At 34.9% G+C, this 25,597-nt stretch carries 25 protein-coding genes, 1 other RNA gene and 1 pseudogene; 15 read left to right on the forward strand and 12 right to left on the reverse strand.

Going from position 1 to position 25,597, the window contains the following annotated elements; all coding sequences use genetic code 11:
• The first annotated feature begins 35 nt into the window (after nt 1-35).
• Entirely contained in the window at nt 36-1,205 is a 1,170-nt protein-coding gene (locus ACMGGO_RS20960; RefSeq protein ID WP_420282230.1) for a response regulator, read from the forward strand.
• 44 nt (nt 1,206-1,249) lie between these two features.
• On the opposite strand, the gene ACMGGO_RS20965 is transcribed toward ACMGGO_RS20960, so the two are convergent.
• Nucleotides 1,250-2,266 carry a GGDEF domain-containing protein gene (locus ACMGGO_RS20965; protein WP_103117357.1) on the reverse strand — a complete coding sequence of 339 codons (1,017 nt, stop codon included), beginning with the start codon at nt 2,264-2,266 and terminating at the stop codon, nt 1,250-1,252.
• A 456-nt stretch (nt 2,267-2,722) separates the two neighbouring features.
• On the opposite strand from ACMGGO_RS20965, the gene ACMGGO_RS20970 reads away from it, so the two are divergent.
• From ACMGGO_RS20970 to ACMGGO_RS20990, 5 genes and pseudogenes are all read left to right on the forward strand, one after another.
• A complete protein-coding gene (locus ACMGGO_RS20970; protein WP_420282231.1) occupies nt 2,723-5,584 on the forward strand; it encodes an ATP-binding protein in 2,862 nt (953 codons plus the stop codon).
• Nucleotides 5,585-5,704: 120 nt separating this feature from the next.
• Nucleotides 5,705-6,394, forward strand: coding sequence for a response regulator transcription factor (locus tag ACMGGO_RS20975; RefSeq protein ID WP_066038418.1), 690 nt, complete (start codon nt 5,705-5,707; stop codon nt 6,392-6,394).
• Nucleotides 6,391-7,377 (forward strand): sensor histidine kinase, encoded by a 987-nt coding sequence (locus ACMGGO_RS20980; protein ID WP_103117355.1) that lies wholly within the window; start codon nt 6,391-6,393, stop codon nt 7,375-7,377. The genes ACMGGO_RS20975 and ACMGGO_RS20980 overlap by 4 nt, the downstream gene beginning before the upstream one ends.
• Before the next feature lie 103 nt (nt 7,378-7,480).
• Nucleotides 7,481-8,242: pseudogene (locus tag ACMGGO_RS20985) on the forward strand (ABC transporter ATP-binding protein).
• A complete protein-coding gene (locus tag ACMGGO_RS20990) occupies nt 8,232-10,073 on the forward strand; it encodes an FtsX-like permease family protein (protein ID WP_420282232.1) in 1,842 nt (613 codons plus the stop codon). Before ACMGGO_RS20985 ends, ACMGGO_RS20990 begins: the two are co-directional and overlap by 11 nt.
• Nucleotides 10,074-10,450: 377 nt before the next feature.
• On the opposite strand, the gene ACMGGO_RS20995 is transcribed toward ACMGGO_RS20990, so the two are convergent.
• Nucleotides 10,451-10,891: a hypothetical protein gene (locus ACMGGO_RS20995; RefSeq protein ID WP_048393233.1), complete on the reverse strand. Its 441-nt coding sequence runs from the start codon at nt 10,889-10,891 to the stop codon at nt 10,451-10,453.
• A 171-nt stretch (nt 10,892-11,062) separates the two neighbouring features.
• On the opposite strand from ACMGGO_RS20995, the gene ACMGGO_RS21000 reads away from it, so the two are divergent.
• Nucleotides 11,063-11,701, forward strand: coding sequence for a YfbR-like 5'-deoxynucleotidase (locus ACMGGO_RS21000; protein WP_081010946.1), 639 nt, complete (start codon nt 11,063-11,065; stop codon nt 11,699-11,701).
• Between the two features lie 103 nt (nt 11,702-11,804).
• Nucleotides 11,805-12,317, forward strand: a complete 513-nt coding sequence (locus tag ACMGGO_RS21005; RefSeq protein WP_420282233.1) for a zf-HC2 domain-containing protein — start codon at nt 11,805-11,807, stop codon at nt 12,315-12,317.
• 52 nt (nt 12,318-12,369) lie between these two features.
• On the opposite strand, the gene ACMGGO_RS21010 is transcribed toward ACMGGO_RS21005, so the two are convergent.
• The gene (locus tag ACMGGO_RS21010; protein WP_048393229.1) at nt 12,370-12,708 is read right to left on the reverse strand and encodes a zinc ribbon domain-containing protein YjdM; all 339 of its coding nucleotides are present in this window, start codon (nt 12,706-12,708) and stop codon (nt 12,370-12,372) included.
• A gap of 247 nt (nt 12,709-12,955) precedes the next feature.
• On the opposite strand from ACMGGO_RS21010, the gene ssrS reads away from it, so the two are divergent.
• Nucleotides 12,956-13,148: non-coding RNA, 6S RNA (gene ssrS, locus ACMGGO_RS21015), on the forward strand.
• Nucleotides 13,149-13,326: 178 nt separating this feature from the next.
• Nucleotides 13,327-13,791 carry a hypothetical protein gene (locus ACMGGO_RS21020; RefSeq protein ID WP_232735603.1) on the forward strand — a complete coding sequence of 155 codons (465 nt, stop codon included), beginning with the start codon at nt 13,327-13,329 and terminating at the stop codon, nt 13,789-13,791.
• Nucleotides 13,792-13,813: 22 nt separating this feature from the next.
• Here ACMGGO_RS21020 and ytxJ read toward each other — a convergent pair whose 3' ends face one another.
• From ytxJ to ACMGGO_RS21045, 5 genes are all read right to left on the reverse strand, one after another.
• On the reverse strand, nt 13,814-14,158 hold the full coding sequence (ytxJ, locus tag ACMGGO_RS21025) for a bacillithiol system redox-active protein YtxJ (RefSeq protein ID WP_066038413.1): 345 nt from the start codon (nt 14,156-14,158) through the stop codon (nt 13,814-13,816).
• Nucleotides 14,159-14,254: 96 nt separating this feature from the next.
• Nucleotides 14,255-14,668, reverse strand: coding sequence for a VOC family protein (locus ACMGGO_RS21030; protein WP_054549048.1), 414 nt, complete (start codon nt 14,666-14,668; stop codon nt 14,255-14,257).
• A gap of 70 nt (nt 14,669-14,738) precedes the next feature.
• A complete protein-coding gene (locus ACMGGO_RS21035; RefSeq protein ID WP_269897438.1) occupies nt 14,739-15,380 on the reverse strand; it encodes a 3-oxoacid CoA-transferase subunit B in 642 nt (213 codons plus the stop codon).
• Complete coding sequence (locus tag ACMGGO_RS21040; protein ID WP_004229828.1) at nt 15,377-16,084, reverse strand: CoA transferase subunit A; 708 nt, start codon at nt 16,082-16,084, stop codon at nt 15,377-15,379. Before ACMGGO_RS21040 ends, ACMGGO_RS21035 begins: the two co-directional genes overlap by 4 nt.
• Nucleotides 16,085-16,167: 83 nt before the next feature.
• Nucleotides 16,168-17,076 (reverse strand): LysR family transcriptional regulator, encoded by a 909-nt coding sequence (locus tag ACMGGO_RS21045; RefSeq protein ID WP_416141313.1) that lies wholly within the window; start codon nt 17,074-17,076, stop codon nt 16,168-16,170.
• Between the two features lie 241 nt (nt 17,077-17,317).
• Between ACMGGO_RS21045 and ACMGGO_RS21050 the strand changes: the two genes are divergently transcribed.
• The gene (locus tag ACMGGO_RS21050) at nt 17,318-18,001 is read left to right on the forward strand and encodes a hypothetical protein (protein WP_054549044.1); all 684 of its coding nucleotides are present in this window, start codon (nt 17,318-17,320) and stop codon (nt 17,999-18,001) included.
• A 275-nt stretch (nt 18,002-18,276) separates the two neighbouring features.
• On the opposite strand, the gene ACMGGO_RS21055 is transcribed toward ACMGGO_RS21050, so the two are convergent.
• Nucleotides 18,277-18,915, reverse strand: coding sequence for a LysE family translocator (locus tag ACMGGO_RS21055; protein ID WP_066038411.1), 639 nt, complete (start codon nt 18,913-18,915; stop codon nt 18,277-18,279).
• Nucleotides 18,916-19,107: 192 nt separating this feature from the next.
• Between ACMGGO_RS21055 and ACMGGO_RS21060 the strand changes: the two genes are divergently transcribed.
• Together ACMGGO_RS21060 and ACMGGO_RS21065 are read left to right on the forward strand one after the other, a co-directional pair.
• Nucleotides 19,108-19,530 carry an SRPBCC domain-containing protein gene (locus tag ACMGGO_RS21060; protein WP_326141404.1) on the forward strand — a complete coding sequence of 141 codons (423 nt, stop codon included), beginning with the start codon at nt 19,108-19,110 and terminating at the stop codon, nt 19,528-19,530.
• A complete protein-coding gene (locus ACMGGO_RS21065; RefSeq protein WP_048393202.1) occupies nt 19,530-19,850 on the forward strand; it encodes an ArsR/SmtB family transcription factor in 321 nt (106 codons plus the stop codon). The genes ACMGGO_RS21060 and ACMGGO_RS21065 overlap by 1 nt, the downstream gene beginning before the upstream one ends.
• Nucleotides 19,851-19,890: 40 nt before the next feature.
• On the opposite strand, the gene ACMGGO_RS21070 is transcribed toward ACMGGO_RS21065, so the two are convergent.
• From ACMGGO_RS21070 to ACMGGO_RS21080, 3 genes are all read right to left on the reverse strand, one after another.
• Nucleotides 19,891-20,670, reverse strand: coding sequence for a YqhG family protein (locus ACMGGO_RS21070; RefSeq protein ID WP_048393200.1), 780 nt, complete (start codon nt 20,668-20,670; stop codon nt 19,891-19,893).
• A 17-nt stretch (nt 20,671-20,687) separates the two neighbouring features.
• On the reverse strand, nt 20,688-22,202 hold the full coding sequence (locus ACMGGO_RS21075; protein ID WP_420282234.1) for a DEAD/DEAH box helicase: 1,515 nt from the start codon (nt 22,200-22,202) through the stop codon (nt 20,688-20,690).
• A 420-nt stretch (nt 22,203-22,622) separates the two neighbouring features.
• The gene (locus tag ACMGGO_RS21080; RefSeq protein WP_326141403.1) at nt 22,623-23,672 is read right to left on the reverse strand and encodes an NAD(P)/FAD-dependent oxidoreductase; all 1,050 of its coding nucleotides are present in this window, start codon (nt 23,670-23,672) and stop codon (nt 22,623-22,625) included.
• Nucleotides 23,673-24,027: 355 nt separating this feature from the next.
• On the opposite strand from ACMGGO_RS21080, the gene ACMGGO_RS21085 reads away from it, so the two are divergent.
• Entirely contained in the window at nt 24,028-24,606 is a 579-nt protein-coding gene (locus ACMGGO_RS21085; RefSeq protein WP_115673880.1) for a dienelactone hydrolase family protein, read from the forward strand.
• Between the two features lie 11 nt (nt 24,607-24,617).
• A complete protein-coding gene (locus ACMGGO_RS21090) occupies nt 24,618-25,574 on the forward strand; it encodes a LytTR family transcriptional regulator DNA-binding domain-containing protein (protein ID WP_066038407.1) in 957 nt (318 codons plus the stop codon).
• Nucleotides 25,575-25,597 lie beyond the last annotated feature (23 nt).

The raw sequence follows: 25,597 nt of genomic DNA on the forward strand, positions 1-25,597 counted from the left end.
CATACAGCCATATTTATCGAAAGGAGGTTCCTTATGTGATTCGGGTAATTATCGTGGACGATGAGCCATTAGCTCTGGTTAGTATGAAAAAACATTTAAATGAATTTGATAACATAGAGGTCATTCGAACTTTTACTACTGCAAAGGATGTATTGAAAGAAGGACCTACCTTAGACTTTCAAGTAGCATTTTTAGACGTTGAAATGCCAGGTATGAGCGGATTAGAAGTAGCACAACTGTTAAAAACATGGGATAAAAATATCTGTATCATTTTTGTAACTGCCTATCGAGACTATGCTGTTCAGGCATTTGATGTACAATCACTTGATTATTTATTAAAGCCAGTTTCAAAATCTCGTTTAGAGATAACCATTAACAGAATACAAAAGCTATTACAAAAAAATCTATCATCGGAGAAAACTCGAACGCATCAAAAGCCTATGCTTCAAATCAGATGCTTTGGAGAGTTTGTCGTTTCTTTTGATGAAAAAGTAATTCATTGGAGAACAATTAAAAGCAAAGAATTGTTTGCCTTTCTATTTTTACAGCTTCATATGCCCGTACCTCGTGATAACATTTTAGATTCACTTTGGAGTGATACGGATGTAAAAAAAGCCAGAGTACAATTGCATACTACTGTCTCCTACTTACGTACAACACTTTCATCTTATGGCTACACGGATGTCATTGAATATGCAAATGGCTGCTATATTTTGAAACTAAACGATTTTCAATGTGATGCCTTTGATTTGGAGGATATCTTAAATACCAAAGCTGAAACAGGACGATTAAATATTGAAAGAGTTGAGGAACTCATCCAAAATTACCATGGTGAATTTATGGCAACAATGGACTATGCATGGACTACTAGTAAAGCAAATTTGATGAATAAACAATTTAGTCAACTACTTGATGAATTGATACTTTATTACTCTAAAAATCAGAACCTTAAAAACAGAGAGCGTTCATTGTTATTTGCTTTAGAGTTTAATCCGTATTCCGACAAAATCGTGCAACAATTAATCCAACATTATACTGAAATTGGAAATCGCGCAGAAGCTATAAAAATATACCATTCTTTTAATAGCCTTCTATTAACAGAATTAAATGTGTCACCATCTCAGGAAACCACAGAACTTTTTCAAAACGTCTTACATGCACATGAAAAAGAGCATGAAAACAAGCGTTTACCCCTAAGGACATGAAAAAACATGCTAGCGTCCAGTGCTAGCATGCTTATATAGTTTAATTATTTAACAATCATTTGTCTCATATTACTTACAACACATAAACAGTTTCTTCCAGATTTTTTAGCCTTATACAAAGCATGATCTGCAATTTCTATCAGTTGATTGGGACTTTGGACATTTGGTGTAAAAGCCGTAATTCCAGCAGACATTGTCACAGGTCTTCCACACACAGTTTCTTGTAAAGCTTGTTTGATTCGGAGACTTTCCGCTAATTGGACTGCATCCTCTATATTCATCGAAGGTAAGATGACCATAAATTCTTCGCCGCCAAATCTAAAGCATAACCCCTGCTCCCCGACACTGCTCTGCATAGTAATCGCAAAGGCTTTTAAAACTTCATCTCCTACAGTATGACCATATGTATCATTTATACTTTTAAAATCATCTAGATCTATTAAGATAATGGCATGAGGAACCTTATCAATAATTAAATTGTGTAAAATTTGATCCATTCTTCTGCGATTAAGAATCCCTGTTAATGAATCTAAGTTCAACTGCTCTGTTAAGTCATTGATTTTACTTTCCGAACAGATCATCATATTTTGAATATTCTTTTTCAATAAATTTACCTCATCATACCAATCAGCAATTTCCTCAATCCCTTGTGCTCCTTCATCTACTTCAATTCTTTTCGATAGCTCTTTGAGAGGCTGTGTAATTTTAATAGCAAACCAAATAGCAAATCCCATTATAGTCGCTATAACTATTATGATTGGGCCTAGGACTTTTTTAAAAAACAAATTGAAGGACACTATTCTTTCATCAAGTAAAGTATCAACCATTTGTTGCGTATACAGCTTTAATGAATGGTCATCTGTCTTAGCATCTTGTAAATAGCTTTCCGTAATTGTCGAGACTTCCATTACATAAGTTTCTTGTATATTTGTTTTATGTTCCTTCAAAATTTCATTGAAATTACGATAGCTACTCCAAATACTAATACTAGATGTTATGAGGACAACAATAGTTGTCATACTAATAATAAGAAACGATAACTTTAACTTGAATTTACCCACAATAGATCATTTCTCCCATTGAGATGTTTTTTCGTTAATCTTATCTATGTTTAAATTTTGATATACTTATTCAATCATCATACGTCAAACCTCTTAAAGAAAACTTAAACACTAATGATTTTTTCCTCCTTCAATTTAAAAGGAAAAAATCGATAGTACTACTAACTCCAAATTGTTCTATTTATATAGGCTTAAAGCATTCTTTTATTATCCATTATATTTTCTTTTTTCCAATTTCGTGGCATGGTAGATAGAGATTATTAGGAGGGAAAAATTGCTGTGTTGAGAAAAGCTTCTACCCAACATCTACTTATTATAATTGCCATTTTTATAGTCCTTACTTTTCTAAGGTTATTATGGTTAAACTATTTCCTCCCCTCTACACATCAACCTAGTGCCAAAGATGGTGTGGTCCACATAAACAATTTGACTACATCGGAAGAAGAAGTTATTTCCTTGGATGGAGGATGGATCTATTATCCTGGACAATTTGTGAATTCTGAAAATAAGGGGGGTAACAAAGAGAGTCATAGCAATACGTATAATACCCAAAATATTCCTGCGTTAAAAAATGAGCGAACGACTCAACCCTATGGCACTTATCAGTTAAAAATTCTGCTACCAAACAATTTAGATAATGATCGATATGCCATTCGTATACCTGCTATCTCAACTGCATCAACCTTATATATAAATGCAAAGCTAGTAGGAAAATCAGGCAAAGTAGCAGATAATGCAGAAGACCATGAAGGTCAAGCTGCACCTTATACTGTTTATTTTACTAATACACAATCTGAAATTAATCTCATACTTCATGTATCTAATTTTGATACACCTACAAGTCCTATTATTAATAAAAGGATTTTATTTGGCACTGCGTCAGCGATGACGCATCATCAATTAATTGTAGGGCTATCTCTTTCAACTATTGTAGTTATGCTAATCATATTCTCTCTTTTTAGCATACTTGTATATTTGTTCATCTATCGAAAATCTATCGTTTTACTTTTCACATTTGGTTTTCTTTTGCCTTTAGCAGATGAATTAATTACGTTTGATCGCTCCCTACTGGATTGGTTGCATCTGAATTATGTATGGTCCTATAAGCTTTCTTCTATTATTTTTCTAGGAGCCTCCTTTTTCTTTGTTCAGTTTATGAGAGTCCTCTTAGTCAAATATCACAACACTAAAACATTTCAATGGATTTTTGCTTGTTATGTTTTAAGTGCAATACTCACGATTGTTTTACCAATGACATGGCTGATACCTACGAAGAATATTTTCTTCGTACTTTATCTAGTATCCTTTCTTTACGTAGTGGTACTGGCTCTTAGAGAGTATTTAGAAAACCAAAAAAGGAGCTCTGCTTTTATTGCACTAACAGCTATCGGCACCACAAATGGTATTATATGGGGTTTCATTAAATCTGTTTACGTATTCGATATTCCCGTTTATCCATTCGATTATTTATTTATCATGCTTGGTTTTTCTAGCTATTGGTTCAAACGTTTTCATGAGAACTCTCAGCAAATTCAAAACTTAGTGACTAAACTACAACACGAGGATGCTTTAAAAGATGAATTCCTTACAAGTAATGCAGAAAAACTTTGGAGTCCAATGAATAGGATGATTACCCTAGGACAATCCATTTATGACAACCCACATAACAAACTTGTTACTGAAGATGAAAAAAATCTTAAACACCTTATCGATATAGGTAGAAGTATGTCCTTTACGTTAAACAACATACTGGATTTTACTCGTTTAAAAGAAGGAGATTTACATCTCCATACACAAAGTGTAAATCTTCAAGGTGCTGTTTATGGAGTTTTCGATATCCTCCGCTTTATTGCAAATGGTAAACAAATACATATGGTATCTTTAGTACCTCCAAGTTTCCCAAATGTATTAGCCGACGAAAATCGCCTTATTCAAATCCTATTTAACATTTTGCATAATGCCCTAAAGTATACAGGTGAAGGCTCTATAGAAATTATTGCTCGTGAAGAACAGCATATGGCTATTATCCACATTCGTGATACTGGACAAGGCATGGACAATTTTGTACAAAGTCTTTTGTATTCGCCCTATGAACAGGGCCAAGAATATGATGAAGGCATTGGTATTGGCCTACTTATTTCAAAAAAACTGATTGAATTACATGGAGGTACGTTAAATATACAATCTATTCCTAACAAAGGATCGAATGTTTATTTTACATTACCTCTTGCAGATGAAAGTAGACAAAATAAGGAATACGCAACCTTTAATGCACAAGCTAAAACTCAGCTATCCACAAATGAACAAGAGTTATCCATGGTGTCAGATAAGCATTTCAGGATCTTAATGATTGATGATGACCCTATGAATTTAGCAACGATGAAAAGTATATTTTCGATCTCTGAATACGAAATTACTACTGTTACAACCAGTGAGAAAGCTCTAGCTCTGATTCAGCAAGAATCATGGGATTTAGTAATTGTTGATGCAATGCTTCCGTATATTTCAGGCTATGCTGTAATTCAAAAAATACGAAAACAATACTCATTGCTGGAATTACCTATCTTATTATTGACGATAAGAAAGCACCCTGAAGATGTTTATACAGGCTTTGCCTATGGTGCTAATGATTATGTAACAAAACCTATTAATGCATTAGAGCTAAAAGTAAGAAGTCGAGCTTTAATTGATTTAAAATATAGTATTCAACAACGTCTACATTTAGAAAGTGCTTGGCTGCAATCTCAAATCCAACCACACTTCTTATTTAATACACTTAATACCATTGCCTCACTTAGTACTATTGATACAGATAGAATGATCGATTTAATGCATCACTTTGGTGAATATTTACATGCCAGCTTCGATGTCAGAAATCTTCAAAGAGTAGTACCACTACAGCATGAGCTCGATTTAGTTCGTTCGTATCTTTACATTAAACAGCAGCGATTTGGAGAATTAATTCAGATTGAATGGGATATTGATGAAACGATACAAATTGAAATTCCTCCAATTTCTTTACAAACGTTAGTTGAAAATGCCATTCGACACGGTATATTAAAGAAAGAAGAAGGCGGTACTGTTTGTATTCGTATTAAAGATTTCACAACTTATGTATCTATTAGCGTAATAGATGATGGTGTGGGAATTAGCCCCACTCTATTAGAGGAATTGCAAGAAGATTACAAAGGGACAAGCTCTGGTATAGGAATAAGAAATACAAATCTACGACTTAAAAGAATTTATGGCCAACAATTACAAATTCAAAGTACTATAAACCAAGGTACAAATGTTACTTTCCATATACCTAAAGATTAAAAATCGGAGTCATTACAACGCCATTTTTGTAGTGACTCTTTTCTCAAGTTTCCAATTACATATAGATTTTTCGAAATGAGGGTACAGTATACATATAGAATAAAGGAAGGATCGATAGGTATGTACAAAATATACATAATAGAAGACGATGCAAATATAGCTTCACTGATTGTCGAGCATTTAGCTAAGTATCAGTTTGAATGCTTTACTGTACAACAATTTCCACACATTATTGAAGAATTTAATACTATACAACCACACCTGGTCATTATGGATATCAATCTCCCGACTTACGATGGCTATTTTTGGTCACGGAAAATCCGTCAACTCTCAACATGTCCCATCATCATTGTCTCTGCCAGAGTAAATGATATTGATCAAGTATATGGAATTGAAAATGGTGCCGATGATTTTATCACAAAGCCCTTTTCATTGGATGTCCTCATGGCAAAAGTAAATGGACTACTTCGGCGTACCTATGGTGAATATGCTTTAACCGAGACAACAACCATAACTATAGCCAATACTACATTAAATCCAGATACAGTTCGTCTTCAAACAAAAGCCAAAGAGAGCCTGTTAACGCTAAAAGAAATGCAGCTTAGTAAGTTATTATTCGAAGCTTACCCTAATGTAGTGCCGCGTCAAAAGCTTTTAAGTGCTATTTGGGATGATGAAACCTTTGTTGAGGAAAATACTTTGTCTGTGAATATTGGTCGATTACGTAGAAAATTGGAAGCCGTACACTCTAAACTTGAGATTAAAACGATCCGTGGTCTTGGATATCAATTAGTGGAGGAAAGTGAATGAAGCTATTCTTTCGAGATCATCTTAGTATCATTATTCTCTATAGCATAAGCTTCCTCCTATTACCTTGGATAATTCATGTATTAGATGACCTATCCTCACACTATGCCTACTTTATTTTTCTTGTCAGCTTTCTATTTATTCTGTGGCTGCTTGGTCGTTATTATCGAAGAAGAAAGTTTTATCATCATTTACAAAAAAATATCAACACACAGGATGATCTTCATTTATTTGAACCACGTGCAGCTATTGAGCAATACTATAGTGAAAAACTAAGGCAAATACAGTATTTATTTTTAACCCAACAGCAAAGATTGGAAGAACAAGCACATGAGAAGCAACTAGTTCTATCACATTTTGCACATCAAATGAAGACACCTTTATCTGTTATTCAATTAATCGTTCAAGCTACACCCAACAAGACCACTGATGAATTGCAGCAATGGTATACCATCAATAAAGAGTGCAATAAATTGACATTTACCCTCAATCAGTTATTAACGTATGAGCGCACATCTCATTTAGTAGCTGATTTAAAAATTGAACCTATTATTTTAAAAGGACTCGTGCAAGAAGTCATCAATGATTTGAAGGATTTCTTTATCATAAGAGAAGTTTTTCCAAAGCTGACGTTTGCTGAAGACCAAATCATTTATTCAGATCGAAAGTGGTTAAAAATTGTACTTTATCAAGTATTAAATAACGCCATTAAATATAGTGAAATGGCAAGCACCATTCATATCCATTATGACAACACGGCTTTGCACATAAAAAATAATGGTGAGACGATCCCTACTAGTGAAATAGCACGAGTCTTTGATTTATTTTATACAGGTATGAAGGGGCGAACGAGTGGTGAAGCAACAGGTATAGGCTTATATTTAGTGAAAAAGATTTTAACTACACTAGAGCACCCCTTCACTTTACAATCTTCTGAGCATGTCACTACTTTTTCCATTAATTTTTCAAATAGTCTTAAAAAATGAAGATGACAAAGTTGTCATCTTCACGTCATCAAGAGAAATAGGTTATGTGCCGCTCCTTTTCTATACTAAAGTTATCTAATGAGCATAAAGGAGTTGTTTTAATTTGGGTAACACAATACTACAAGTAACCAATTTGCACAAGGAATACATCGGTGAGATCACCTATAAAGCGTTAAACGGTATCGATTTTCAGCTATAACAACAGGAATTTGTAGCTGTCATGGGACCTTCAGGTAGTGGGAAAACAACATTTTTAAATAGTGTATCCACTATTGATCGTCCTACCGCTGGCGATATCTTCATAAACAATCATAATCCTTACGCATTAAATGATGAGGAGCTCGCCAAATTTAGACGCTCTGAACTAGGTTTTGTATTTCAGGATTTTAATCTTGTGCATACATTAACAGTGAAAGAAAATATTTTATTGCCATTAACATTAGATAGCATACCTGCTTCAAAAATGCTTCAACGTTTAAAGGATGTCGCTCAATTTCTTGGTATCGAGGAACTATTGTCGAAACGTATTTATGAAATTTCAGGTGGACAAAAACAACGAGTAGCCATCGCTCGTGCCGTTATACATGGGCCAAGTTTATTGTTAGCAGACGAGCCTACTGGAAACTTGGATTCAAAGGCTGTCAATGATGTCATGAACTTATTTTCCTCAATTAATCAAGAGCTTGATACGGCTATTCTCATGGTGACACATGATCCTTATGTAGCAAGCTTTGCCAATCGCATTATTTTTATTAAAGATGGGAAATTATATAACGAAATACATCGAGGCAACAACCGTAAGCATTTTTATCAGGAAATTATGGACACGCTTGCTTTTCTAGGTGGTGGACAGCATGAGCTTTAATCATATTGTGATTCAAAATATTTTACGTGACAAATGGACGTATGTTTCTTACTTCTTGAGTAGTATGTTTTCTATTATTATTTTCTTTCTATTTTCTGTTATCGTCTTTCATCCAAATCTGAAAAGCCTAGATCCAAACTCTACACTTGGAATTTCTTTAATGCTAGCTAGTATGCTCGTTTATTTATTCTCTTTTATTTACATTACCTATTCAATCACAGCATTTTTACGTAAGAAGACCAAGACCTTAGGAATATTTATGATTACTGGGGCTTCCATGAAGCAGATTCGTAAGCTGGTCTTCCGTGAAAATCTGTTGATTGGCATTTTAGCTATTCTGGCGGCTATCGTTCTCGGCCTTGTTATTACACCTCTTTTCTTAATGGGTGCAAAAGTCATTTTAAAGGCAGAAACATTTGGTATGTACATCCCTCTTCAAGCAATCAGCATAACCATAGGATTATTTCTGATTTTATTTGTTGTAATATCGATAGTTGTTACGAGGTTCATTAATAAAGAAGCGTCTATCCAACTTTTAAAAAGCGATACAGTTATCGAGAAATCTATTAAGCCTCATTATGGGTTATTAATACTAAGTATTTTGATGTCTGCCACTTTAGCTTACTTGCTAAAAATCGAGCATTCCATTGTAGACACTTTAAGTGTCCTTTATTATCTGTTATTTTTTATTAGCATTCTTAGTACGATTTATTTAGTTATTACACAAGGATTTCGTTTGTTTTTAAAAATATATGAAAAGTCTCCTGCCTATCTTCAAAAAACAAATATGCTTTTGGCGTCCAATTTAAATGCAAAAATGAAATCACATGCAAATATGCTGTTTCTAATTACTATCCTATTAAGCGGTGTCTTTCTATGTACAAGTATTTTATTTAGCTCTTATTACAATGTAAAAAAGGCTAGTGAAGAAAATTATCCATATAGCTTTCAATATATTGCTGATCCAAGAGCTGATGACAACATGGTAAAGGCTGATCTTGATTATCTTGAAGATACTTTATCAACTGTTCAAGCTCAGAGGTATTTTATTGAATTTAAATCAAACGAAGATCAACGCATTGGCTATATGGCGTTATCGGATTATAACCTGATCCAGCATCAGGACAACAAACTAAGTAAAGATGAATTTATTGCCGTCGCTGGCAGTCGAGATGTAGCGCCTACAACAAACAATACCAGCGATCTGTATATAAAATCTTTCAAACTAGCCAGCACCCATGAGCAAAATCTACTATCTACCGGCTTCCAACAAAGTTATTTCATTGTACCTGATGACATTTACAAAACCATTGACTACCCTATTTATAAAACGTATATCTATGAACTGGAAGATTGGACAGCCCACACAGATTTGGCAAAAATTATTACCAGTGACTTACCCTCTTTACCTGGAGAACGTTATGTAACATCCAAAATTGATTTATATAACACAGAGATGTTTGTTAAAAGTGTCATGTTCTTTATCGGCTCCATGTTAAGTCTAATTTTCTTAAGTGCAGCCATGAGTATATTGTACTTCTATTTACAAACAACATTACAACAAGAGAAGGAAAAGTATATTGGTATACGTAAGTTAGGACTTTCTAGAAATGAATTAGCTACCATTATCACTAAAGAATTGGCGATTCTTATTTTTGTACCATTCACCATAGCTATTACACTCTTGCTAATTACACTTTTGGCTATACAAACAATGGTTTCTACAGCATTTTTACAAGTTTCCATAGCTAGCTCTTGTTGTTTCTTTGTGCTTTTCCTCATTAGCTATGTATTAATTCGAAAAAGTTATTTTAAACGCTTAGTAAGCTAAAAAATCGCACTCCTTAAGGGGTGCGATTTTTTTATAGTGTTGAAAAACAAACCAATTAATAGAATCTTTATGAAAAGCTTTTAACAAAGTTTTTCAAATAAAGTGAAGGTGTTAACTACTCATTTTAGTGAGGAGTGTCGTCATTCATCTCTTCTCCTCATTGAAAATAAAAGCCATTATTCAAATAATGGGCTATTGGATCGCTACTGCTGCTTAGGAAAAAACACTTCTGTAGAATGGTTGATTGGAGAGGAACCAGCGTCACTCCTAGGGGATTTAGCGGCTCATCGGACGCCCCCTGGAAAGAACGCTGGCGGAACGCAAATCAACCTCTCGCCTTGTGAAAAGGTCTTTTTCTGCAGATGACATTATCTTTTTTACCAAAGAACGGGCTTTGCTACCATCAGCCATAGCATAATAAGCAATAATACTATATACATCCATGTTTTACGATGCAACAGTGAAACAAATTGTAGATGATTAAATGCTGGTGTGTTAAAAGTACGCAACGTCGGTTTAAACGCCCTTGCTAGAAATACGATCGATGCAAACATCACGAGGAAGGTTAATACAATCCACGAGGTATTCCAATGATAGCCCGCATGCCACATTAACAAAATACCAGAGGCTACTAGTACATGCCCTGAATGTTTGACCAGCGTAATGGCCCCCTTAAAGGCTTCTATATATGGTGGCATGTCATCCATGGAAGCTATGCGCATTTTTTTTACAATGGTTAGCACAACGAACAAAGGCCCAATCGAAAGAATAGCACTTAAAATATGTATATAAAGAAGAAGTGTATAAATGGAAAACATACTGTGTACTCCCCTTTTCATCAGTCCCCTTCATTATAGCATTCAGCTGAATTTACTTTATCAGCAATTGTGAATCCTTTGTAAACACAGCCTGAATCATTGTTAAATTGTTTGAAAAACGTATAAAGAGGGTATTGTTTATAGTAACATGCACTTATAGAACAAAAAGGAGTGATTTTTATAGGAATTCATCAATTTTTCACAAGTCTTAATGATTTAGAGCGTATTATTCGTTGCCCTGGTCGCTTCAAATTTGAAGAGCACAACGTGGCAGCCCATTCTTGGAAAGTGTCCCAATATGCGATGTTTTTCGCAACGTTAGAAGAAATGCACGGTGCAACAGTTGATTGGAAATCTTTATATGAAAAGACAATCAATCATGACTTTGCGGAAGTGTTTATTGGTGACATTAAGACACCAGTAAAACATGCTAGCCCAGAGTTAAAGCAAATGCTCGCACATGTGGAAGAAAAGATGATGGAAAAGTTCATTATCAATGAAATCCCTCAAGAATTTCAGGCTATTTTCTTTGAACGGATGAAAGAAGGAAAGGATCAGACTTTAGAGGGTCGGCTACTTGAATTTGCGGATAAACTCGACCAGTTTTATGAGGCTTTCGCAGAATTAAAGCGTGGTAATACTGACAAAGAATTTGTCTATATGTATCAATCAGCCCTTTCAAAACTGTTGGCGATTCCACTTGAAGCGACCGTCCACTATTTCCGCACAGAAATTTTAAAGGACGCAGTAAAGGAAAAAACACATATCGATATTCAAGCATTAACAAATGAAGTATTAACATCAAACTAATAGAGTGCATGTACAAGTTTTCCGATTGAAAAATTCACGGAAGGCTTTTTTTATTTTCCGTAAAAAGTCGTATAATGAGGAGAGATTGAATGGAGGGAAAGTATTGTCACAGGAATGCTCGATTATAGAAGATTTAATACCTCTTTATAAAAAACAACTGCTTCAAGCATCAACAATAGAATTTGTCGAACAGCATCTAACAACTTGTCAGCAATGTCAGCAGCTTGTAGCCAATTCATCAACTCAGAACGCATATTTACCCATGAAAAGAACAGTATCCTTTTTTCATATCATATTTATTGTATTATCCTTTATATTTGCCATTAACTCGTCCTTACTTGGCAATCAAAAGGGCTTTGTCATCTCATATGCTCTTTTCGGCTGTCTTTCTTACCTTTTCTATAAAAATATCTGGATTGTTTTTATCATAAGCTCTTTGCCTGTATTCGTTTGGGCTATCATTAATAATCTTAATAATGAGCTCTATATTACAATCTTTTCTTTAACTGAAATAGGGGCGCTTGTGATTGGAGCTGGCTACATCGCACTTTTACATACCATTTTCGCTTTAATTGGCGCAGCTTTTGCCATTCTATTACGTAGGGTTTTTCAATAAACAAAAAAGCACCTTTGAACTTTTTTACCAAAGTTGAGGTGCATTTTGTTTGTTAGGCCTTTTTCACAAATTCTGATTTTAATTTCATGGCACCAAAGCCATCAATTTTACAGTCGATATTATGATCGCCTTCCACTAGACGAATACTTTTTACCTTTGTCCCAATTTTTAAAGTGGAAGAACTGCCCTTCACCTTTAAATCCTTAATAACAGTAACTGAATCGCCGTCAGCTAACAGATTACCATTTGCATCTTTTACAATAAGTGCATCTGATTCCTGTTCAGTTGCGTCCATACTCCATTCATGCGCACATTCTGGACATACATAATTTGCTCCATCCTCATATGTATATTCTGAATGACATTTTGGACAATTTGGATAAGCTGCCATTTTTGCTTCCTCCTTTTATACTTTTACTAGGAAAATCCTCTTTATGCTCCTATCTTTACATAGTCGACCTTATTTAGCAAAGGTTGTTCGTATTTTCCGTTCGCATTTGTGAAAAAAATATGAAACATCAGCACCTTTTTGAAGGTAGTACAAGATATTTATAACGCTATTTGGAACACTTGCCCATTGACTAATTTGCCATTATCATCTTACTTGCATGTTTATCAATCATGCTTTATTATATCCATAAAGGCTGCATTGTTCGTATAATATTAAGTTTTAACCTTTAAGCTGTAAAAGGGAGTTTTATTATTGGAGTTGGAATGACGGGCCTCACACTACGGTGCATGAGGATAAGCAGGAAAACTTCTGCGAACACCCACTTTGAGGAGTGGTGGTTTAAAACTTTCTATAATAACTACGGCATACGCGGCTTTTTATACATGATTGATACAGCACCTTAGCTATTTAGGTTAAGGTGCTTTTTTATATTCAACCTACTCTCCTCTTCTCCTTATTCAATCACTTCCTAACCATTCATAAAAAGTAAGGACAACCTTCTTGTATTTTGTATAATTCCCTCCCATTTTGCGCATAGATGGAGTAACAAGGGAGGTTATGACATTGAAGAAAATAATTTATCTATTGGTTTTTACTTCACTACTGTTAGTAGCTTGCGGAAAGAGCGCTGAACCAAAGGAAGTGGCAGTCGATCAAAATACGAATGTTGAAGATATTGTAGGCGCGATTGTGAAAAACGAATTCTCTGTGGATGAATCAAAAGACGGTGTTGTCACAATTTCCATTCAAGATACAGATGTAACAGAAGGATCGAAAAGCCAGATGCTAAAGGATTCTACTAAAATTTTCGCTGATTTGTCCAAATTAAAAAATGTGAAGACACCTGCTATTACTTGGTATGCTCCTCTCACTGAACCTGATGGGGACAAAACAATGACTGAGGTTTTGAATATTTATTTTAGTGAAGAGGATTTTCACAAAATAGACTGGGCCAATTATCTACAGGTCGATATCGAATCTAGCGCTACAAATTATCATGAAGATGAGGCTTTAGAAGATTAATCACATAAAGATACCCCACAGCCTATTGTGGAGTATCTTTTTTTACATATTGTTCTATAGCGTTTTCCAAAAGAGAGTGCTTTATTTTGTAGTGAGTTGCTTGCCAAATTCCTTTCCCACCCTGCAGGATTATTAGTTGAGGAGATTCGTGCTTCACTTGAAGATCACAGGCAATAGCATTTGAAATTACCCGATCCATTTGTACAATGACAAGATATTTAGGCAATTCCGTTTGTAATTCTTTATATTCCTTTAATGCTGAAATACTACTTATACATGTCATGCTAATTTTTAACACAAGACAAGGTTTGAACTTCGATTGCTCTAAAACCTCGCACCATTTGTTTAATGTCGTTATTCGTTGCATTTAGTAACCCCCTAAACAGATTATATACTACAAGGGGTATTTTAGGTTACAAAAAAACACGAGACTACATACGTGCTCGTGCTTAAAATTTTCTATTTAAATGCCTTCCGTATTCATGAATACTAGACGCCAGCCATCAGGGTCTTCAATGGTTACCCCTTTCTCAGCCCAATATGGATTTTCAGGCTCAACTTCGGGATATCCCATGAGCGCAAGACGTTCGGCAATATGACGAATGGTATCTCTGTTTGGGATATAAAGTACGAGAAGATTGTCCTTACTTGGTGCTGGACAGGGGCTACCGTCACTATGCTCAGTAAATTCTAAGTGATAACCTGCATCTGGAAGACCAATCATTAAACCATTATAGCCACGATGTTCTGTAAACGAACCAATTTTCTTTAATCCGACACCTTCACAGTAAAATCGTTCTACTTCCTTTAGCTGATCGGTTGGTCTTGCCACACGCACCTGTGCGACTGCTAATTCATTTGTCCATTGCTGTTCCATTGTTATGAAATCCCCTTTTAGACTATTGTAAAATGAGACCATAACGCTGGAAACATTCCTAAGTCTGAAGTTATTGGATAAGAGCAACGCTAAAAGAAGCAGCTGTTTTCTCTTTTACTTCCTCTAAAGAAACACCATCTGCTAATTCTATCAGTTGCATGCCCTCTTTCGTAAAATCAAATACAGCCAAATCTGTAATTAATCGATGTACCACACCTTTACCCGTTAGTGGCAGTTCACATTGTTTTTTTATTTTAGATTCACCATTTTTATTCACATGCTCCATGACGACAATCACTCTCTTTGCACCAACGACAAGGTCCATTGCCCCACCCATGCCCTTCACCATTTTCCCCGGAATCATCCAGTTAGCAAGGTCTCCTGTTTCAGATACCTCCATACCTCCTAAGATGGCAAGGTCAATATGTCCACCTCGAATCATCGCAAATGATTCTGCACTGTCAAAGAAGGATGCCCCTGGAACTGCCGTAACTGTTTCTTTACCTGCATTGATTAAATCAGGATCTATTGCATCTTCTACTGGATAAGGACCAATACCGAGAAGACCGTTTTCGGATTGTAAGAGTACGTCATAATCGGTTGGGATAGCATTCGCCACAAGTGTTGGAATACCTATGCCTAAATTGACATTCATACCGTTGGCTATTTCTTTTACTGCTCGGTTAACAATTTTTTGTCTTGTATCCATCATGCTTCCCCCTTCTTCACCGTTAAACGCTCAATACGCTTCTCATAATTTTCACCTAATAATACACGTTGTACAAAAACCCCTGGTGTATGAATATGATCAGGATCTAGCTCGCCTACTTCTACAATTTCCTCCACTTCAGCTATTGTAATTTTCCCTGACATAGCAGCTAATGGATTAAAATTGCGTGATGTTTTTCTGTAAACTAAATTTCCTAGCTTATCGGCTTTCCATGCTTTGACCAGCGCAAAGTCAGCAACGATACCTTCTTCCAATATATATTCTTTGCCATCAAAAACCTTCACTTCTTTTCCTTCAGCAATTGGTGTGCCAACCCCTGTAGCTGTGTAAAAACCAGGAATTCCCGCTCCACCTGCACGCAAACGTTCTGCAAGAGTTCCTTGCGGTGTCAACTCTACTTCTAGCTCACCACTTAAAAATTGTTGTTCAAAAATCTTATTTTCTCCTACATAAGAAGCAACCATTTTTTTTATTTGCTTGTTTGCTAATAGTAGACCCAATCCCCAGTCATCTACACCACAGTTGTTACTGACAACGGTTAAATCCTTTGTTCCCTGTTGCACTAATGCTGCGATTGATTTTTCGGGTATACCACATAGCCCGAAGCCACCTACAGCTAATGTATCTCCATCCTTAATATCCGCAATCGCCTCTTCAAACGAACTCCATACCTTGCCATTCCCCATCTCGAAACCTCCCTGAATTGCTCGTTTATTAAGGAAAATTCTACATCATTGCTATTTTACAAGTAAAGGAATTAATTAGAATACTACTTATTCTTATATGGAATAAATCTTTTTTCCCCATTCCTACCTATCATTCCAAGTAACTGTTTTAATGCATAAGATTGATAGGTATTTTTCTTCGTAATAATCCCTAAACGCCACGGCATTTCAAAATCATTTAATGGAATTATTTTCACATTGGTATTTGTTTGCTTAGCTGCAATGGAGTGGGGTAACAATGTAACCCCTAAATTGGAGGATACTAACTCTACAATCAAGTCCCACTGTGAACTTTTATAGCCGATTGTAGGTGTAAAGCCAACACTTTCACATGATTTAATTATATAGTCGTGAAGCGTGAACTCCTCTGCAAAAATAATGAACGTTTCATTTTCTAAATCTTGTAAACCTATGGATTCCTGGTGTGCATAGGGGTGAGATTCATTCATAAAGACATAAAACTGGTCTTCTATAAAGGATTGAACAGCAAACTTCCTTTCGTCTACTGGTAATACAACGATGCCCATATCAACATCACCATTTTCAACTAGCATTTCTACCATTTTTGCACCACGTTCGATAAGCGCTAAATGTACTTCAGGATATAGCTGATGAAATCTCCTAGCGATTTCAGGGAAAAATAAAGTTCCAATTAAAGGTGGAATCCCTAATTTGATAGCACCTGTCTTAATATTTAATAAATCGTCTAGCAAAATATGTAGTTCTTGGACAGCCTGCATTATTTTTTGTCCTTGATGATAAACAATACTACCTGCATCAGTAAGTTCTACATTACGCGTTGATCTGTTCAACAATTCAACTTGTAATGATGCTTCTAATTTTTTGATACTTTTGCTTAATGAAGGCTGAGATACAAATGAATCATGTGCAGCCTTTGTAAAACTCCTATGCTCAACAACAGCCATAAAGGCTTTTAAATCTCTTAATTCCATCACTATCTTCTCCATTTATTCGTATTTGTTATAAAAGCATCTACAAGTACTACCCTTTAGCAATAAATTCTCCATCCTTTCTTTTTAATCCTTTGCAATGTGTTGAACTATAAAATTTAGATATTTTCACCCCTGCCATTATACGTATCTTTTCGACTTTTGGAGAGTTTTTTGAGAGTTATATGACCTACAATCAATTATAAATATTGTCATAATTTATCAAAGATTGGAGATGTAACAGATGTTGAAGCAATTGCTTGAAAATCGAATAGTTAATAGGCATTATTTAGGTCTTACATTTCAGCAACATGTTTATGAATTAAAGAACTGTGAGGAAGTTTTAGGAGTGAAAGCTAAATCGCTACATATTGAGAATCGTCATATTGCTGTTGGCTATATTGCTGATGACAGTATTTTCTTTAAAAGTGCTCATTTCGGAAATACCATGGTCACTTTAACAGATGGAATTCATCAAGCAATTGTTCAGCTATTTGTACAACATTCTGGTGAAATTTGCATTGAAGTGAAACCTTATATTAAACATGCCAACATCGTGCCTGTTTATTTCCGGACAATTCTAGCTGATACTGCCATTGCCATTGACCTAAAAGGCGCATTAAAAAAATTCCTAGTAACTCATCATTATATGATTGAAGCAGATACGATCATGGAAGTTCATTATCAATCCATGCATCCCTATGTGCTCAAGAATTCTTATGCTGGGCATTTTGTTTTAGGGTGTACACCCGATGGTAGACAAGTAACAGGAGCCGAGGAGTATACATTAGCTAACCGTATAGCTAATTTAAAGTTTTCTCACATTATTATTCAGCAACAAGGCATACCAAAATTAATTGCTTTAAATATATTATTAACGTTTGTTATTACGAATAAGATTTTTGTTACTAACGAACTTTCTATGTAACTAATTGGATAGAGGATTTTACGATGTTATTTTCATTTATTTTATTGATTGTCATCATACTAGTAGCTTTATTTGTTATAAAATCTTTTTCTCTCTATAAAAAGCGTGCAGAAAAGAAAAAATTTTTACAAGAAAGACTTAAAAACCTTCTACTGACAAATATAAGCCAACTTAAATAAAAATTTTTCAAAGAGAAATGACCTTATCTTATTAAGTGCCAACAAAAAATACACCACCTTTATAGTAAAAAATAACTCTATAAAGGTGTGTATTTTTTAGTGAGCTTTTTCTAATGCTAATTTAATGCCAAATGCAATTAATATTGCACCTGTTAATCCTTCAATTACTGCCTTAGTTGATGGCTTTTTCATAAATGCACTAATTCGATCTAAAAGGTACACGTAGAAGATAAACCATAGCATTGTTAATGCTGTGTAAATTAGACCCATTATTAAAAAAGGAAAAAATGTTCCACTATTTCCATCTACAAATTGAGGGAGAAATGTTAGGAAAAATACGGCGACCTTTGGATTTGTCACATTTGTGAGAAACCCTTGTTTAAAGCAAGATTGGTGGGAATATTTGTGTTCTATACTTCCTACATCGTCTACAACTGGAGATTGTGTTCGAATTGTTCGAAGTGTCCACAAGGTCTTGATTCCTAAATAACATAAATAAACCGCACCAACATATTTTAAAACAGCAAATATATAGGCGGATTTTACAATAATCGCCGAAAGTCCAATAACAGCCGCACAAGTATGAATTAATAAACCGCAACAAGAACCTATGATTGTTTGTAAACCGCCCTTTCTACTTACAGTCAGTGTGTTTTTTGTTGCAATCGCTGTATCAGGGCCAGGTAAAATAATAAGTAAAATGCACATAACTAAGAATACAGATATATTGACCATATTACGCCCACCCTTTCTGTCAGAAAATTATAAAAGTAATTGTAACATACGCCAAGTCCAACAGAAAGATACAAAATTTTTCCGTTGACATATAACCATAGGGTGTTATATATTCATAACACCCTATGGTTATATTTTATACAGATTCCTCTGCTAGTGGACTAAATAACGTTGAAAAAGGAGTAATAGAACATGACTGAAAAATTACAGGATATTGTCAAAACAATTACATTAAATGCCCCTATCGAAAAAGTTTGGGAGACTGTCGCAACAGCTGACAAAATAGCTGCTTGGTTTATGCCAAATGATTTTCAACCTATCGAAGGATACGAATTCACTATTCAATCACCGTTCGGCCCATCACCCTGTAAAGTAGAACGTGTAGATGCACCACACTTTCTACGATTTGCTTGGGATCAAGATGGCTGGTTCGTAACTTTTGAGTTAAAAGAAGTAGGCAGCAATACTGAATTTACTTTAACACATGGTGGCTGGAAGGAAGCTTCACATATTATTCCTAAAGCAAACACTGCTACTGAAGCCGTACGTACTAATATGGATAACGGATGGACAATGATTATTAATCATAAATTAAAAGAGGCTGCTGAATTCTAATGACTGAAGCAGCCATAAAGTATGATGTTTTTCAAGCAATTGCTGATCCCACAAGAAGAAGTGTTTTACAGCTCCTTGCAGCAAGTGACAGACCTATTTCCAATATTTCCGAGCATTTTACGATTAGTCGAACGGCTGTTGTAAAGCATTTAAAAATATTGGAACAGGCGGAGCTAATCTCTGCTCAAAAAAAAGGTCGTGAAAAAATCTATACGTTGCATAGGGAGCGTTTAAAGGAGATTGAAGATTGGCTCCAATACTTTCATTTATTTTGGGATAATAAATTGGCTCAGCTTCAAAGCATGGTTGAAGATCATTAAAGCAGAAAAAGAGCTGTCCTTTTGTTAGACAGCTCCTCATTTAAAAGAGATAAAATAATCCCCCATTAATGACTTCTATTTTAATTTTTGCTTCATATTGCTCCTCTAATGCTTTTCTTTCAATTTCATAACACTCTGGTTTATCTTCTATATCCTCATAAAAATAATCCAATACACGTTGATCACGTTGCCATCGTTTTTGTGCTTCCGTTGCCCAGGAATGGTCATCCTGCTCAATAATTGACTCAATTGTAGCTTTTAATCTTTCCAGTGCTCTGGCAGGCTTAATAATATATTGCACATGAAATACATTTTCTTCAGGTTCTATGTTAAAGTCCGAAGAACAAATCCTTTCATGAAAACCCTCCTTGATGACGCCCGTCAATAAATTAATGCCAAATGAGTAAAGCATTTCTTTTGTACGATCACAGCAATACGAAACTTTAAAGTTAACACCTAACCAGGGTGTTAAAATAACCTGCCCCATATCACGATCCACTTTTTCAAACAACTGAACATAAGCTCCTAGTTCCCTTGTAGCTAAAAATATCTGATTTAAACGTGGAGAGCCGTAATGAATAGCTTCCCCAAATAAATTACCAGCCATTGCTGTTTGATTTGTAATAAAGGTTACTTGCGCTGGATTTGGTTCGCTATTCGTTGCTTCAACATATTGCCAATAAAATGGCCTATTCATAATTCTTTTATCTATGTCTATCGTTAATTGAACGGTTAGATAATGATTCTCTTCTCCTAAAATTGCACAGTCATTCTCCATAAAAAATTCCTTTAAATAGTGGTGAACTTGCTGTGGATACATAGCTGCACCTCCCTACCTTATACAGATTCTTTAAAGTTTGTTAAAATGGCATCTAAATCGCCAACCACCTTCTCGAACACATCAATTTTTGTATGAAGCAATTCCAAGATTTTCTCTTCAATTGTATGTTCAATGGCAAGATTATAAATATGGACATCATGCTCCTGTCCCAAACGATGGACACGACCAATACGTTGCTCTAGCTTCATTGGATTCCAAGGTAGATCATAGTTGATTACATGATGACAAAATTGAAGATTTATCCCCTCTCCACCTGCCTCGGTAGCGATGAGCACCTGTGCTCTTTCTTTAAATAGGTGCTTCATATAATCTCGTTTACTTTTATTAAACTTGCCATTAAATAGCACACTTGATATGCCATTAGAATGTAAGTACCATTGCAAATAAATTTGCGTAGCACGATATTCTGTAAAAATAATAACCTTGTCATTTGCTTGTTTAACAATTTCCAAAGTCTTTTCCGCCTTTGAATTCACTTCCAAGGTCATTAATTTAGTAATAATTGCTTCTATTTCTTGTGGTTGTACATGGTCATCTAGCATATTCGTTAATGTTAATGCCGTAGCTTCCTTGCTACTACACATTTCTTTTTGCAACGTAATTAATGAAAATGACCCTGTGTTTTGAAGGTTGCCAAGCATTTCGTAAACTTCTCTTTCTTCGTCCGTAAATGTAATCGGTACAATTTGAACACGACGATTTGTCCAATCAATCCCCGTATCTTCCCTACGATTTCTTACCATTACCTGATTAACCATCTCTTTTAAATAATCATCATGTTCTAAATCATGCTTGCTAGCAGAGAAAGCCGATTGGAAGGCATCATAGTTACCAAGATGCCCAGGCTTTAATAAGGAGATTAAATAATACAATTCAAAGATATCATTTTGAATAGGTGTGGCAGTTAATAATAAGCAGAATTTTTTCTTTAAGCCTTGTACAAACTCGTAAATTTGTGTTTTATTATTTTTTAATTTATGTGCCTCATCAATAATTATCATGTCATAATCCTGCTCATAAATGCGCTCTCTATGTGGACTCTTTTTTGCCGTATCCATACTCATAATAAGGACATCATAGCGCTCTATCGGGCAATTTTTTTTATATGCGACGGCAGGAATATGAAATTTTATATTTAACTCTTCAATCCACTGATTAATTAAAGAAGCAGGTGCTAAAATTAATGCTCTTTTCACAAGACCTCGAATAAGGTATTCCTTTAAGATTAAGCCCGCTTCTATTGTTTTACCTAGCCCCACCTCATCAGCTAAAATAGCTTTCCCATTCATACGTTCAATAACTGTTTCAGCTGCTTCTAACTGGTGTTTCAAAGGTTGTAAATTAGGTAAGTACTTTGTAGCCTGCAATCCTGTAAAATCAGGAATTAGTTTCATTTTCACAATATCATAGTTCATCTTGTACAATGTCCAGCTATCCCATTTTTCAAGATGATTTAATCGATCGATAAAGCCCTCTTCCCACTCGGACGACCTTTCTATTTTCATGATCATCACCCCATGTCATTTTTTCTAGTTTAGGGTGTCCAAAAAAGGAAAAGCTATGTTATTTCTAGATGAAAAACACCTAATGAAAGTTATTTTTTCATTAGGTATTTGTTAATTCATATATTTACGGAATTGTTTTGGAGATTTTTCAGCAAATTCTTTAATGATAAATGAGAGTTTCTCAGGTACATTTTAGATTTTTTGAGTTGACGAACATTTTTTTCTCTAATAGATAGACTCTTTATTAAAATGTTTCGCGATATCCATGACAATCATATTCTCTGTATAATTTTCTTATATATACTCCATAATCAGCGTTATGTTTTCTTTTTTATATTGATAGTCCATCAGAAGTATTTCTTCTAAAATATACATCAAGACAAAAAGAAAGGAACACCAACAATATATTAGTGCTCCTAAAATTGATTATTTTAAACTTTCCTGTAATAGCTTACGATTACGTTGTTTGAAAATGTCATTATGTGAAGAAACAATACCTCCCTCAGAAGCATCAGGTTGAATATACTTCTTCGCACTATTCACTGCATGAAGTGCATCATGAAAGGCTGCTGCAATTAAATGAATTTTACCATCATGGCTCAAAATATCACCCGCAGCATAAAGGCCTGGGATCGATGATTCACTATTAATCGTACCAGCGATAAAATAATCATTTTTGCGCTCAATGGCTAATGGACTATTATCTAACAATTCTTTATCACGCACATACCCATGACTAATAACAACTTCATCAATAGGAATTTCTGTTACAGTCCCAGTCTCATGATTTGTTAAAGCAATAGCTTTAATCATTCCTGCTTGATCGTCTGCAATCAGCTTAGTAATTTCAGAATTGAAATGGCATTCGATCGAACTATTTGCAAGCTCTGTAATTTGAGCCTCATGTGCAGACAATGTATCTTTTCGATAAGTTAAATAGACCTTGGATGCTACCTCCGTTAATTCTAATGCCCAGTCTACCGCTGTGTTACCACCACCAGAAATAATTACTGCCTTATCTTTAAATTTTTCATAGGATTTAATTGTGTAATTTAAATTAGATACTTCAAAGCGTTCAGCCCCCTCAATTTCAATTTTTTGAGGATTTAGGATGCCACCACCAATAGCCACGATAACTGTTTTGGAATAATGAATATTCCCTGACTCTGCTGCGATGACAAATATACCATCTTCATTTTTAGCAATGGACTGCACTTTTTCATTTGTATAAATAGAAGGATTAAAGGTTAAGGCTTGCTCAACTAATTGTTTAATTAGTTGCCCCCCTGATATAGGCGTTACACCTCCCACATCCCAAATCATTTTCTCTGGATAAACATGAATTTTACCGCCTAGCTGTGGTTGTGATTCAATTAGCTTGGTTTTCATTTCACGTAAACCACAATAAAAGCTTGAATATAAACCCGCTGGCCCACCACCAATAATGGTTACATCATACAGTTCTTGTTCTAACAATTCCTAACACACCTTTCATTTGGTCATTACTATCTCAACAATTGGACTAGCTCATACTGCATAACAGCTCAATCGTAAATGTCTAAATGTAAATATTGCTTTGGAAAATCCTCCTTAACTCCATTATACGATAATGATAATCATTATCAAATAAAATTATAACAAATCATGATATTAATAACAGATGTGGTCACCTTTTATTAATATTTTCATTTATGTAATTAGTAAAAAAATAAATTTATGTATTTGTCCATAAAAATTTTCATCATTATGCTTTTGCACTATTCATTCTAAAAGCAGATTATACGTTTTACTTACTTTTTGATACACTATTGGAAAAAAGATCGAGGGCACAATGAAAAGAAAAATTTTTATATTACATGAAATCTATGGAGTTAATCATTTTATTGAAGAACAAATACAAATATACAGCGATGAGGACACTGCCGTTTCCCTTATTTCACTTTATCCAGAAGGGCTTTCCTTTCCATATGACCAGGAAAAACAAGCCTATGACTTTTTCTTACAGACAGTTGGCTTTGATGCTCCTCTTGAGTTGCTTTCACCAAAAATATTGGAGGCTTGTGAAAACTACAACGAGGTAATATTAATTGGATATAGTGTAGGTGCAACTTTAGCCTGGAGATTAACTACACTCCCCCTACACCGTGTCATTTGTGTATATGGCTCACGGATCCGCCAATACCTTGATAACATTCCATCTTGTCCAACTTTGGTTGTTTTACCTAGCCATGAAGATAGCTTTGATATTCAATCTTTGAAGGATACTCTTGTAAGCATACCGAATGTTCAAATCAAACAATTTCAAGGCTTACATGGCTTTATGGATGCCTCTAACTCAAACTACTGTCAGTTGAGCCACTCGCAAGCACTCAACGACATTCAATACTTTTTACAAGCTAGCAAGCTATAGGAGGAATAAACGTGGAACAAAATATTGATATTCAGGTTGATCCATATATTGAAGCAGGCAATGTTATTTATCCAAGCTTCCATCTTTCTCTACAACCTGGCACGATTATAGGCATCTATACAGATGTTTCCAAAATACATACATTAATGCAATGGTTTATGAAACGAGATGATACGTATACTTCTTTTCGTGAAAGCTCGTTATATGAGCGACTCACAGCGCGCGAGTATATCCAGTTCATTTTAAAGCTTTTTAACCGCCCAACTAATGAAACAGAGAACATATTGAAGCTTTTTAAACTTACTGAACAAAAAAACAATAGAATTAGTAAGCTTTCTAATAGTGAAAAACAGCGATTAAAACTATTGAATATGTACCTACATCCGGCATCTATTCAAATTTTAGAAGAACCCTTTCAAAATATAGATGAATTTTCAAAGCAAACTATCCAACAGTTATTAAAAAATCTCGCAAAAGAGCATAAAATTATCATTTTGTTATCAAATAATCTAGAAGACTTAATGGTTGCAAGTACAACTATACATCGATTAGATGGTGCAGACTTACATCCTTTAGACGTAAAAGAGGGTAGCCTTGAGCAAGCTCCAAAGCCTCTTGAAGATGCACCAATTCGACTAGATAAAATCCCAACAAAGAAAAATGAAAAGATTATTTTATTTAATCCACCCGAAATTGATTATATTGAAAGTGTTGAAGGAGAAGTATCTATTTATGTAGCAGGTGAAGCTTATCCATGTACTCTATCGCTAAATGAGTTAGAGCAAAAATTGACACCATTCGGCTTTTTTAGAAGCCATCGTTCTTATATTGTGAACCTACAAAAGGTTCGAGAGATTATTACTTGGACACGCAATAGCTATAGCTTAGCACTCAACAGTACAGAAAAGACAGTTGTTCCACTGTCGAAAAATAAATTGGCAACTTTAAAGGAAATACTCGGAATTTAGTAGATTTCCCAGGAAATAATCGA

Origin of the sequence: Lysinibacillus sp. BNK-21 (assembly GCF_048684915.1) — a bacterium.
Classification (GTDB): Bacteria; Bacillota; Bacilli; order Bacillales_A; family Planococcaceae; genus Lysinibacillus; species Lysinibacillus capsici.

Coding starts and splice junctions, on each gene's coding strand:
- ACMGGO_RS21050 (WP_054549044.1), top strand. CDS start 17,318: ATGTTGAAGCAATTGCTTGAAAATCGAATAGTTAATAGGCATTATTTA.
- ytxJ (WP_066038413.1), bottom strand. CDS start 14,158: ATGCAACGAATAACGACATTAAACAAATGGTGCGAGGTTTTAGAGCAA.
- ACMGGO_RS21060 (WP_326141404.1), top strand. CDS start 19,108: ATGACTGAAAAATTACAGGATATTGTCAAAACAATTACATTAAATGCC.
- ACMGGO_RS21085 (WP_115673880.1), top strand. CDS start 24,028: ATGAAAAGAAAAATTTTTATATTACATGAAATCTATGGAGTTAATCAT.
- ACMGGO_RS21035 (WP_269897438.1), bottom strand. CDS start 15,380: ATGATGGATACAAGACAAAAAATTGTTAACCGAGCAGTAAAAGAAATA.
- ACMGGO_RS21075 (WP_420282234.1), bottom strand. CDS start 22,202: ATGATCATGAAAATAGAAAGGTCGTCCGAGTGGGAAGAGGGCTTTATC.
- ACMGGO_RS20975 (WP_066038418.1), top strand. CDS start 5,705: ATGTACAAAATATACATAATAGAAGACGATGCAAATATAGCTTCACTG.
- ACMGGO_RS20980 (WP_103117355.1), top strand. CDS start 6,391: ATGAAGCTATTCTTTCGAGATCATCTTAGTATCATTATTCTCTATAGC.
- ACMGGO_RS21065 (WP_048393202.1), top strand. CDS start 19,530: ATGACTGAAGCAGCCATAAAGTATGATGTTTTTCAAGCAATTGCTGAT.
- ACMGGO_RS21020 (WP_232735603.1), top strand. CDS start 13,327: ATGACATTGAAGAAAATAATTTATCTATTGGTTTTTACTTCACTACTG.
- ACMGGO_RS20990 (WP_420282232.1), top strand. CDS start 8,232: ATGAGCTTTAATCATATTGTGATTCAAAATATTTTACGTGACAAATGG.
- ACMGGO_RS21045 (WP_416141313.1), bottom strand. CDS start 17,076: ATGGAATTAAGAGATTTAAAAGCCTTTATGGCTGTTGTTGAGCATAGG.
- ACMGGO_RS21070 (WP_048393200.1), bottom strand. CDS start 20,670: ATGTATCCACAGCAAGTTCACCACTATTTAAAGGAATTTTTTATGGAG.
- ACMGGO_RS21055 (WP_066038411.1), bottom strand. CDS start 18,915: ATGGTCAATATATCTGTATTCTTAGTTATGTGCATTTTACTTATTATT.
- ACMGGO_RS20995 (WP_048393233.1), bottom strand. CDS start 10,891: ATGTTTTCCATTTATACACTTCTTCTTTATATACATATTTTAAGTGCT.
- ACMGGO_RS21030 (WP_054549048.1), bottom strand. CDS start 14,668: ATGGAACAGCAATGGACAAATGAATTAGCAGTCGCACAGGTGCGTGTG.
- ACMGGO_RS21040 (WP_004229828.1), bottom strand. CDS start 16,084: ATGGGGAATGGCAAGGTATGGAGTTCGTTTGAAGAGGCGATTGCGGAT.
- ACMGGO_RS21010 (WP_048393229.1), bottom strand. CDS start 12,708: ATGGCAGCTTATCCAAATTGTCCAAAATGTCATTCAGAATATACATAT.